8 protein-coding genes are annotated in these 11417 nt (G+C 53.5%); 7 read left to right on the top strand and 1 reads right to left on the bottom strand.

The window, feature by feature from the left end; genetic code table 11:
- Nucleotides 1-208 precede the first annotated feature (208 nt).
- From J7M22_08495 to J7M22_08525, 7 genes are all read left to right on the top strand, one after another.
- Complete coding sequence (locus J7M22_08495) at nt 209-1858, top strand: ribulokinase (protein MCD6506648.1); 1650 nt, start codon at nt 209-211, stop codon at nt 1856-1858.
- Nucleotides 1859-1860: 2 nt separating this feature from the next.
- Nucleotides 1861-4161, top strand: a complete 2301-nt coding sequence (locus J7M22_08500) for a hypothetical protein (protein ID MCD6506649.1) — start codon at nt 1861-1863, stop codon at nt 4159-4161.
- Nucleotides 4162-4293: 132 nt separating this feature from the next.
- Nucleotides 4294-4560, top strand: coding sequence for a hypothetical protein (locus J7M22_08505; protein ID MCD6506650.1), 267 nt, complete (start codon nt 4294-4296; stop codon nt 4558-4560).
- Nucleotides 4560-4934, top strand: coding sequence for a hypothetical protein (locus J7M22_08510; GenBank protein ID MCD6506651.1), 375 nt, complete (start codon nt 4560-4562; stop codon nt 4932-4934). Before J7M22_08505 ends, J7M22_08510 begins: the two co-directional genes overlap by 1 nt.
- 204 nt (nt 4935-5138) lie before the next feature.
- On the top strand, nt 5139-5972 hold the full coding sequence (locus tag J7M22_08515) for an ATP-binding protein (GenBank protein ID MCD6506652.1): 834 nt from the start codon (nt 5139-5141) through the stop codon (nt 5970-5972).
- Between the two features lies 1 nt (nt 5973).
- A complete protein-coding gene (locus J7M22_08520) occupies nt 5974-9210 on the top strand; it encodes an SAM-dependent DNA methyltransferase (protein ID MCD6506653.1) in 3237 nt (1078 codons plus the stop codon).
- A gap of 278 nt (nt 9211-9488) precedes the next feature.
- The gene (locus J7M22_08525; protein MCD6506654.1) at nt 9489-10955 is read left to right on the top strand and encodes a radical SAM protein; all 1467 of its coding nucleotides are present in this window, start codon (nt 9489-9491) and stop codon (nt 10953-10955) included.
- A 16-nt stretch (nt 10956-10971) separates the two neighbouring features.
- Here the strand turns inward: J7M22_08525 and J7M22_08530 are convergent, their stop codons facing one another.
- On the bottom strand, nt 10972-11271 hold the full coding sequence (locus tag J7M22_08530) for a hypothetical protein (protein ID MCD6506655.1): 300 nt from the start codon (nt 11269-11271) through the stop codon (nt 10972-10974).
- Between the last annotated feature and the right edge of the window lie 146 nt (nt 11272-11417).

Genomic DNA, 11417 nt, shown 5'->3' on the forward strand with positions numbered 1-11417 from the left:
ATTTTGGACAGCCTGGCGAATAAGCTGTTGGGATGGACATACCGGCCCGCCACGAGCATCTTTCTCACCTCCTTCCTGGTGGTCTTTGTGATAGTATACTAAATCATACAATCATTGAAAAGCCCTACCTGTTCCCTTAGCATCCTTGACTTCAACCGTTCAGATGTGGTATCAGTATTGCCGGAATCAAAGGAGAGAGGGGGAAAAGATGGGAAGATATGTCATTGGACTTGATTTCGGAACCGAATCTGGCAGAGCCATACTGGTGGATGTTGAAACGGGCAAGGAGATCGCAACCGCTGTCCACAGATACGCAAATGGAGTTATAGATGAAGCATTGCCTGAATCCGATATCAGACTGAAGAGGGAATCGGCGCTGCAAGACCCCGACGATTATATCGAGACGATCAAAGCCGTCATACCGGCGGTCTTGAGGGAATCGGGGATTGAGGCGGAGAAGGTGATCGGGATCGGCGTGGACTTCACCTCCTGTACCATCCTGCCGACCCTCAGGGATGGCACCCCGCTTTGTAAGGTCGAAAGGTTCAAGGATAACCCTCACGCCTGGGTTAAGCTCTGGAAGCATCACGCATCACAGCCTGAGGCCGACAGGATCAATCAACTGGCCGCTGAGAGAAACGAGCGTTTCATGCGTCGGTACAGCCGCATCTCATCCGAATGGATGTTCCCCAAGATCCTCGAGATACTGAACGATTCGCCGGAGATATATGAGGCGGCCGAAAGGATCCTCGAGGCGGGGGATTGGATCGTCTGGGTGCTCACGGGGAGGGAGGTCAGAAGCGCGTGTAACGCCGGATATAAGGCGATGTGGAGCCCGGATGAGGGATATCCGTCTAAGGAGTTCTTCAAGGCGCTCCATCCGATGATGGAAAACGTGGTTGAGGAGAAGCTCTCCGCCCCTGTCCTGCCTCCAGGCAGACGGGCGGGAGGGATAACCGAGAGGATGGCGGAGCTCACGGGCCTCAAGCCCGGCACCTCTGTGGCCGTCTGTACGATAGATGCCCACGCGGGTGTTCCCGGTTCCTCAGTTGTCGAGCCGTATAAGATGGTCATGGTGATGGGCACGTCCACCTGCCACATGATGATGAGCGAGGATGAGGTGATCGTCGAGGGAGTTCGCGGCGTCGTCAAGGACGGAATCGTCGAGGGATACTACGGCTATGAGGCCGGCCAGGCCGCCGTAGGTGATATATTCGCATGGTTCATCGAGAACTGTGTCCCGGCGGATTATAGATCGGAGGCCGAAAGACGGGGTGTAGACCTCCACACCCTCCTCGCCATGAAATCCTCCGCTCAGCGTCCCGGCGAAAGCGGTCTGCTTGCCCTGGACTGGTGGAACGGATGTAGGTTTTTAGAGGACGCGAACTTAAGCGGATTGATCCTGGGTATGAGCCTGAGCACCAAACCGGAGGAGATCTACAGGGCCCTCATAGAGGCGACCGCCTATGGGACGAACATGATAATCGAAGCCTTCGCCAAAGAGGGCGTCCCGGTCGAGGAGCTTTACGCATGTGGGGGATTGACGAAGAACGAGATGCTGATGCAGATCTACGCCGACGTGACGGGCAAGGAGATCAAGATCGCCAGGACCGAATATGCCTCGGCTCTGGGAGCCGCCATATTGGGAGCTATAGCCGCGGGAAGCCGAAACGGCGGCTATGACGATATAAAGGAGGCAGCATCCAAAATGGCCGGCGTCCGATCTGAAACCTATAGGCCCAATGCTGAAAATCACAGGATCTACAGGGACCTCTACGGCGAATACATCAAGCTTCATGAATACTTCAGCCAGATAAACCATTGTATGAAAAAGCTTAAGGGTAAGTCAAGGGGGTAGAGATGTCAAGAGCGGCTTTATTTCTCGCGGCCATGCTGATCACCGCGCTCGCATGGTCCGCCTCTGATGTCAGTCAGATAGAGGTGAAGGGCGAAGCAACGGGCGAATTCACATCACCCTTCATGATACCTCAGGGATTCACCTTCCCCTTCAACTACCATATAACTACACAGGCGGACATATCCATCCTCGACCTGAACGGGACGGAAGTTCAAAGTTTCCAGTTCAAGACTGAAGGAGTCTCGATAGGTGAACATAAGAGCTTTCAGCTTAAAAAGGGGGACTACACCGTCAGGGAACTCTACTCCGTGACGGCATCGCCCGATAACCCCCTGTTCCAGGGACAGGATCTGAAGGGGGAGCCACAGAAATATGAGTGGAGTTTCACCGCCTCCGACGATGGAACCTACGATCTATCCATCAGCGCCGTGCTCACAAAGCTCACCCTAACCGTGAGCGGCGATCTTGAGCTTAAGGAGATCGGCGATCTCGGGGAGAGCATATCCGTTCAGCTCGCCACCACACGCAACGTCGGAGCCGGTGAGAAGATAAAATATACCGCCGGATATATCGCCACCCTTTCCAAAACCTCAACTGTCGAGCTCGTCTCCAAAGGTGAGGGGAAGATAGTCACCTTTATCGTAACGGGGGCCGTTAAGGAGAAGGACGGAACGGTAATCCCGAACGCCGAGGTCACGGTCGAACTTCCATCGAGGTCGCTTTCACAGACCGCTTTGACCGACGATGGGGGGATCTATAAAGCCACCTTCTCCGCCCCTGAGGGAACCGTGCTGGCTGAGCCGGGCGATACCATAAGGGTTTCCTACGGTGATTTCACTCAGAGTTACACGTTGAGTGACGAGGACGTCTCAAGGGCGAGGGCAGTGGTAAACTTGACCCTGGAGAGGGAGCCGCAGATCCTGCTGTTGACCGTCTCCCCCGAGAAGGTCAAAAACGGCGATACGATCAGCATAACGATTATAGGTGACCCTGGATTCACCGTTAAGGTTGATCTTTCAAAACTCGACTCCACAAAGCCCGATCCCATACCGATACCGGAGCTCATCCCAGGTCAGTCAGGGATGTACCTGGGGGAGTTTGAGATCTCGCCCGAAAACTCAAGGGGAAACGGGATCAAGGTCATAAGGTTCGATATAACGGACAAATTCGGCAATTCGACGAGCCGGACGATGAAGGTGGAGCTCGAAAATCCCGCTCCGGCTGAGCCGCCGAAGATAACGGGGACCATCGGGCCGATGAAGCTCATCTCGCCCGCTCCTCTCACCATATGGGCCGAGGTAGGTGGGGATGTGACCTCGGTCAGCGCAACGCTGATATCGCCTTCGGGAGAGAAGAGGAAGATCGAGCTTTCGGACCCCGACGGGGATGGGAGATATGAAGGTGAACTTCCCGAGTTAAACGAAAGTGGCCTTTACACGATAACGATCCTCGCCTCAGGACCCGGCGGAGAAATGATCTCGGACGAGATCAGGATCAACACCGTCCCGTGGGACATCAACTCCGACGGAGGGGTGGACATATTCGATCTAGTGATGATAGGCAAAAACTACGGGCGGAAGGTCTCCTCGCCTCAGGATAACGCCTGGAGTGCGGACGTCAACTCGGACGGCAAGGTGGATATACTCGATCTCGTCCTGGTGGGTAAACATTACGGCGAGCGGCTCGGAGCGGGAGCGCCCCCGCTTGCGATGTATATCCGCATAAGCGGCGGACGTTATTTTCGTAGGATATGGGCGAGGTTAAGGGATGGCGAGCTACACCTGCAGATACCTCTCTGGGCGGTTATAGTGCCGAGCTCATATCGCGATGATGTCTTCGCCCGATCCGGCGTCGCCTGGATAGGAGTATCAGGCGGCACAGCAGCCATAGGGCTTGGCCTGCCGTTCGAAACCCTTAAGCTGCCTTCAACTCTCCGGATCGTAGAGAGGGATCTTATAGGCATAGGAGCAGACGGCGAGCTGGTGGGGATCAGGATTGTCCAAAGCGGTCTGGAGACAAAGGTCCTGCCGAACTATCCGAATCCCTTCAACCCCGAGACATGGGTCCCGTTTGAGCTCAGCGATGAGGCTGAGGTCAGGATACTGATCTACGGGACAAACGGCAGGCTCGTGAGGGAGATAGATCTGGGAAGGCTCCCTCCCGGAAGCTATATCGACAGATCTAAGGCCGTCCGATGGGACGGGAGAAATCAGGAGGGCGAGCCGGTGAGTTCAGGGGTTTACATCTATCGGGTTATACTCGGCGAGAAGGAGTTCACCGGGAAGATGCTCTTGATGAAATAAGGACTCTATGTAGAGGTGATCTTATCCTATAGAGGATTACCTACGTCTCATAGGGATTCTGGAAGATACATATGACGCCGCTTTAATCAAGTTAAGGGAGAACGAGGAGTATACCTCTTGGGAGGGTTTTAAATGGAACAGACGATTGTGATACAAATTCCGCGCCAGTGGCTAAAGGGCATTCCGGAGGAACAGGTCACTCTTCAGCAGATATTCCGACTAGGGCTTTACCAGTATAAAGTGGAGCGAGCCTTATCTCTCTATCAAGCGGGCGTAGGATCTCTGGGTTACATCGCAGAGCAGCTCGGCCTATCCAAGCGAGATCTCATCCGCGAAGCTCGAATGCGAGGCATCGAGCCGGTATCTGACGAGGAAACTGTACAGGAGGAGTTAGCCTGATGTCCGAGGTCGTCATCGCGAATGCCGGACCACTAATGGCCCTTGCAAAGCTGAATTTGCTTCACCTGCTCAAGCAACTTTATGGTCAGGTCCAATTCCCACGATCGGTTTATGAGGAGGCTGTCGTGGAAGGAATACGCCGGGGCTTTGAGGATGCCCATACGCTTCAGCAGTTCCTGAACCAGGAAAATTGGAAACCGATAGAGGTCAAGGATATACCGGACGATATAGCTTCCTCACATCTTGACCGAGGTGAGCGGGAGAGCATAGCCTTTTTATCAGCACCACGGCTAAACGTGAATTCAGAAGATTATCTGACGTATATCGCTTTCCAAGTTAAGAGGAAGCCTCATCTCCGCTTGACAGGATATTGAAGGTTCATGTATATTTACTATCGGCCTGAGGACTCAATGGGGGGAAGTGATCATGCCTAACCCGTTGTCATATCTTACTCCAGCATTGCAAGTTCTGGCGGAGAACGTTAGTATCCTGCCTGTTACTGGAACCGCCGAGCATCAAATGGACAACCTAATTCCTATCCACCAATACCAACCCTTTATACTCTCTATGCCTATGATTTGGAAGGCACGGCGGACAAGCTGGATCTACTTTTCAGCAACGTGGCTGATCCTAGTGGCACGATAGAGGGCATCTACGGCGAGATTATGACCGGCATTATGGGTAATGAACCCGAGTTTCGCAATGTACAAAGTTGGACGGGATTACTGGAGTTCTTACGCCAGAAGCAAAGCGAGAGAGGACGCTGGCGGGGGATGTTTGCCGGCTCGTCTATCGGCGCCTTCCGCCGTCACCTGCGGCGCATCGTAAAGACGCGCCAAACAGGTATCTTCGTAGACGATAGAGCCCGTCACGAGAAATTGCTAAGCGACGAGCTGGTGAATCTCAAAGGCGGTTGGACCTACGTGGTGGACATCGCCAAACTGGCCGACGATGAGCAGACTCTGGTCTTCGGTGACATCCTGCGTACCATCTACGCCCTAAAGGCGGAGGAGGTGGAGGATCGTACCGAGGAAGCTCCCGTGCCGGAGAAGGTGATCATCTTCGTGGATGAGTTAAACAAGTACGCACCTGGAGGCAGCAGAGAGAGCCCTATCACTCAACAGGTATTAGACGTAGCCGAGCGCGGCCGCAGCCTGGGGGTTATCCTCATTTCCGCGCAGCAATTCATGAGCGCCGTTCACAGTCGAGTGACAGGCAATTGCGCTACTAAAGTCATTGGCCGCACCGGCTCATCGGAGCTCAACGCTCCTGATTACCGCTTTCTGGAACAGGACATTCGCATGGCTGTAACCCGTCTGACCAAAGGGGAGCTCTTGATCAGCCATGCCGTCTATCGTCAGCCGGTAAAAATAATCTTCCCACTGCCGGCCTATCGACAGGAGCAGGTATAACATGAATTACACGCCTACCGACTTAGAAGCTTTCGTCCGTCAGCGGGCTCCGGAGATCGCTCGTGATATCCAGGCCGCTGCCCGGCGCTCGGCCAAAGAGGCTGACTTGGTAGCTGAAGTGGAGCGCATTTTGGAACGCTTTGAGCGCAACTTCGACGTAAGCTTACGCTTGGAGCGGGGACGCACGCTGATCAACGGCCGGGCCGATGCGGTTTATAATCGTTTCGTCATAGAGTACGAACCGCCGGGTTCATTGCGTAAAAGCAATAGCTATCGGGCAAACCGACACGCTATCAACCAGGTTAAGCAGTACATGGAGGGCCTGGAACGTCTGGATCGGCATCGTAAGGAACGGCTGGCTGGGGCTGTATTGGACGGTTACTATTTCATCTTCATTCGTTTTCGCGATGGACGCTGGCGGGTGGATGACCCCATACCTGTCTCCGCCCACTCTACAGCGACCTTTCTTCGCTACTTGCTTTCCCTTTCCACCGAGTTAGCTCTAACCCCTGAAAATCTGGTGCGCGATTTCGGCGAGAACACTGTGGTCAGCCGTATGGCCGTATCGGCCCTCTACAACGCCCTGCGCACCACCGGCAATCCCAAGGTTCAAATTCTCTTCCAACAGTGGCGACGCCTATTTAGTGAGATCTGCGGCTATGAGGAAGGCAGTACCCGGTTGAATGTAGCAAAACTGGCGAAGTCATATGGAGTAAAGGACACGAATCCAAACGCCTTACGACTCTTCTTCGCCATTCACACCTATTATGCCGTTTTCATCAAACTACTGGCCGTGCAGGTGGCTCATTATTATCTGATGCCCAAGGTAGGGACGGGACTAGCCCAGATAGCCTCGGCCGATACGGAAAGCCTGCGTTCCTATCTACAAAAGATGGAACAGGGGGGAATCTTCGCCGACTTCGGTATCAAGAACTTCTTAGAGGGAGATTTCTTCGGCTGGTACCTAGATGCCTGGGAACCGGCGATAGAGGATGCCCTGCGACGGATCATCGGCGATCTGGCCAACTACTCGTTGGTGACGTTGGACGTAAATCCAGAGGAGACGCGTGACCTCCTGAAACAGCTCTATCAAAACTTAGTGCCTAAGAAACTACGGCATGATCTAGGTGAGTACTATACGCCTGACTGGCTGGCCGAGCGGTTGTTGAACCAGCTCGGCGTAAACGGCGACCCCCGCAAACGGCTGCTGGATCCAGCCTGTGGCTCCGGCACCTTCCTGGTGCTAACCATCAAGCGGATTAAGAAATACGCCGAGGAGAGGATGCTGCCGGAGGCAGATGTGCTGGACCGGATTCTAGAGAACGTCGTCGGCTTTGACCTGAACCCTCTGGCGGTCATCACCGCCCGCACCAATTATCTGTTGGCATTGGGGGATCTGCTTCCACACCGTCGGGGCGAGATCAGCATCCCCGTCTACCTGACTGACTCCATCATGACGCCACAACCGGGCAAGGAGCTATCCACTTATGCCGGTGTGGAGTTCTCAACCGCTGTGGGCAGATTCGCCGTGCCTCGATCGCTGGTGGATGCTCATTACATCGACCAATTGGCCGACTTGCTGGAGGAGAGCGTAAAAATGAATCTGTCGGCGGCCCAGTTCCGACGCCGGTTGTTACAGACGTTTCCGCTGATCGAGGGACAGGACGAGGCCGAAATCAGCGTTGCCGTGAAGCTGTACGAGAGACTGCTGGATCTAGAGCGTCGGGGGATCAACGGCATCTGGGCGCGTATCATCAAGAACGCCTTCGCACCATTGTTCCAGGGCCGCTTCGACTATGTGGCCGGCAATCCTCCGTGGGTGAACTGGGAGAGCCTGCCAGATGAGTATCGTCAGGAAACGGCATCCCTGTGGGCCGCTCACGAGTTATTCCCTCACAAGGGCTTCGATGCCATTTTGGGCAAGGCCAAAGACGACATCTTCATCCTGATGACCTACGTGGCGCTGGACAAATATGTGAGAGCTGGTGGACGCTTGGGGTTTCTTATCACCCAGAGCGTCTTCAAGACAGCAGGGGCAGGTCAGGGCTTCCGCCGGTTTCGGCTAGGGGATGGCACGCCGCTGGGTGTAATACACGTAGATGACATGGCAGACCTGAAGCCCTTCGAAGGTGCCAGCAATCGCACAGCTATCGTGGTGTTGGAACGAGGTCGGATGACCAGGTATCCGGTGCCCTACACCCATTGGCGCAAGAAGGGAGGTGGCGCTGTTATCCCAGAGGACCTTTCGCTGGAGGAAGTTCAGGAAATAACGGTGCGACGCAATTTCGTGGCTGAACCTGTGGACAAGACCGACCCCACCTCGCCCTGGATTACCGGCCGTCCCCGAGCGCTACAAGCAATAAGGAAAGTGCTGGGAGCGTCGAATTATCGGGCGCGTGCCGGGATATATACTGGCGGTGCCAATGGAGTTTACTGGCTGGAGATCATTGACGAACGTTCTGATGGTCTAGTGATGATTAGTAACATTACGAAAGGAGCGAGACGGAAAGTGGAGAGCGTGCAAGCAGCCATCGAGCCTGATTTGCTTTACCCTTTGCTGAGAGGGCGAGATGTACAACGTTGGGGGGTAACTCCTTCAGCTCATATCCTAGTTACACATGAACCGGGGATGAAGTTGAAAGCAATACCTGAAGACGAGATGGTGGCGCGGTTTCCCAAGACCTATGCTTATCTGAAGTGGTTCGAGGATGACTTACTGGAAAGGCGAGATCGTGGCGTGCGCGGGCTTATCGAGAAAGGTGCTCCATTCTACTCTATGTTCGCTGTAGGTGACTATACCTTTGCGCCGTACAAGGTAGTATGGCGGGAACAGGCAGCCGGTTTGACGGTTGCCGTAGTAGAACCAACGGAGACCAAAGCCGTGGTGCCTGACCACAAATTGATGATGGTGGACTTCCAGGATAAGGAGGAAGCCCACTATTTGTGTGCGGCCTTGAATTCGTCGCCTGCTCGGCTTGTAGTAATCTCATATGGGGTGAGTATCCAGATGGACACCCACGTGCTGGAGAACGTGCGTGTTCCTCTTTTTGATCCCGACAATCCCACTCACTGCCAACTAGCTGTTCTCTCCGTGGAGGCGCATGAAGCTACGGCGGCCGGGGACACAGCACGGGTACAGGAGATCGAGGCGGAGATCGACCGACTGGCAGCGGAGTTGTGGGGGCTGACGGAGGAGGAATTACGAGACATTCAGAAGAGTCTGGAGGAGTTGGGGTGAAAATCGTATACAGATCCTCCGCTAATGGTTAAAGGCCATCTCCGTAGCGAGACCTTGTAATTGCCCGTACTCTGCGGGAGGAGAATCGCAAATTTGTAGGGGCTAGGCATTCTTCTTTGAATGCCTAGCTCCTACAGCTTGATCTACCAACAGATTTCTTATACGCCCAATGTAAAGGGCTGGCGGTGTATATGAGAAAATAGGTGAGCTATGGCGCGAATCGTACATCACTTTGAAATTCAAGGTTTGCCGGGACCTCCGTCTAAAAAACAGCATTGTTGATCAATCCACCCGTCTATGATACCCAGTATTGGGCGCAGTGGTCACAGCCATACGGCCTGCTCCGCATCGCAGCATTACTCAGGAGATATGGCTACAGGCGCATCGAACTCTTTGACTTCATGGAAACCCCACCTAATGGCAAACGTAGGGTCCATCAGCATCGCATCAATCCTGGAGAAACCTACGCCGAAGGAGACGAGCCTAGTCGCCCCATACGCCCTTATGTCATTGAGAAAGACGGAGAACGGCTGGAGCTCTACAAGTATCACTTCGGCAGGACATGGGCGGAATTCGATGAATGGCTTCAGGCGCGGGAGTTTATTCTGCATCCGCCTGATGAAATCTTCATCTCTGCCATTATGACCTATTGGTGGGAGTCGGTCCGCGACCTGACAGTGCGTCTCAAGCGTCGCTTCCCAAAGAGCACCATCATTCTGGGAGGTATCTATCCCACTCTAGTACCTCAGCATGCAGCCCAAATGACCGCTGCCGACATAGTAGTGGTTGGCGAGGTGGAGGAAGCCAACGACCTTTGGACGGATCTCACCCTTTATGAGACACCGCCAAATTATGCTATCATCACCCCAAGTCGAGGTTGTCCTTACAACTGTGCTTACTGCGCCCAACGTACTCTCAACAACGGTCGTCAAACGGTACGCTTTCGGACGCCCGAGGACATCATAGCCGAGATGCGCCACAAGTATGAGACTTACGGCATTCGCGACTTCGCCTTTTATGCCGACTTTCTGCTCTGGCGCTTCGAGGGGAACTTCCAGCGCGTCCTGGAGATGATCGTAAAGGAGAAGCTCCCTTTCCGCCTTCACGCTCCAGAAGGATTTGACGTCCGGTCGCTTTCTCGATCTCAACGGCTGGTAGACCTGATGAAAGCTGCGCACTTCGAAAAGATATATCTGCCCTGCGAGAGCATAGACGACGAATATGTGCGTAGCTTGAATCGGCAACATGTTCGCTTGGAGCACTTTGTCAAAGCTGTCAGCATGGTCAAACGAGCTGGTTTCCGCCTGCGCAACTTGGAGGTCAATGCTTTTGTGCTCTATGGCCTGCCAGAAGAAAACATTGACACCGTTGTTAAAACAATCCTGTTTGTCTCCGAGATCGTGGGCTCTATCATCCCGATGCTTTTTACCCCTGTGCCGACCACCCGAATCTTCCAGGATTATCTGCCTTATTTCCGACGTAAAGGCTGGGATCGCGATCTACACATGCTAAATGGCAAGCTGTACCCTTTCCTGGAAATCAACGAAGGTTCGGTAAGTGACTACATCGATCTGCAACGGCTGATGTATACTCTTAATGCCCACTACCGCAGCCGATCCTTCCAAATTTGGGGAGACACGCGAGTAAGCGCTGCCTTTCGGGATAATCTGAACAACGGGTTTGAGCTGATGATCAGTCAATATAAGGATATATTTGAGGATAAGGTGAATCAAGTGGGTGTATAAGAAATCAGTCGGAGGCTCAAGCAGCCAATATCGCCTCACCAGAAGGGATCTCACTCAGATACCTAGCCTTCAAGAACAACATCGCCTCAGCCCTTTCCTTATTCCATCTCATACCACATCCCTTCATCCTCAGATTGATAACGTTCTTTATCCCACTCTCTATCCCTCCGCTTCCGACAGGTAAACCTCTCTCTCTGTAGAGAGCATAACTCATCCTATCCTTGTTGGTGGTGTAATACCTTATCAAATCTTGCAATGCCTTCCTCTTTTGAGGGTTCCTCTGCTTCCGCTTCAGCTTCTGCAAAGAATCTATCACATCTTCCACCTCCCCATCTCAAAGGAGAGACTCCTTCTGCTTAACCCAATCTTTTGTTTTCTTTGTTCCTTCTCCATATAGGATCTTTCCAACATCCCAAAGGTGTTCAACTGCATGTGCCCAGTCCAATATCTGCGTGCAGTGTA

The organism is Candidatus Poribacteria bacterium (assembly GCA_021162805.1).
Taxonomy (GTDB): Bacteria; Poribacteria; WGA-4E; order B28-G17; family B28-G17; genus JAGGXZ01.

Excerpts from the sequence above, each read along its gene's own strand:
- J7M22_08495 (MCD6506648.1), top strand. The coding sequence starts at position 209 with ATGGGAAGATATGTCATTGGACTTGATTTCGGAACCGAATCTGGCAGA.
- J7M22_08500 (MCD6506649.1), top strand. The coding sequence starts at position 1,861 with ATGTCAAGAGCGGCTTTATTTCTCGCGGCCATGCTGATCACCGCGCTC.
- J7M22_08505 (MCD6506650.1), top strand. The coding sequence starts at position 4,294 with ATGGAACAGACGATTGTGATACAAATTCCGCGCCAGTGGCTAAAGGGC.
- J7M22_08510 (MCD6506651.1), top strand. The coding sequence starts at position 4,560 with ATGTCCGAGGTCGTCATCGCGAATGCCGGACCACTAATGGCCCTTGCA.
- J7M22_08520 (MCD6506653.1), top strand. The coding sequence starts at position 5,974 with ATGAATTACACGCCTACCGACTTAGAAGCTTTCGTCCGTCAGCGGGCT.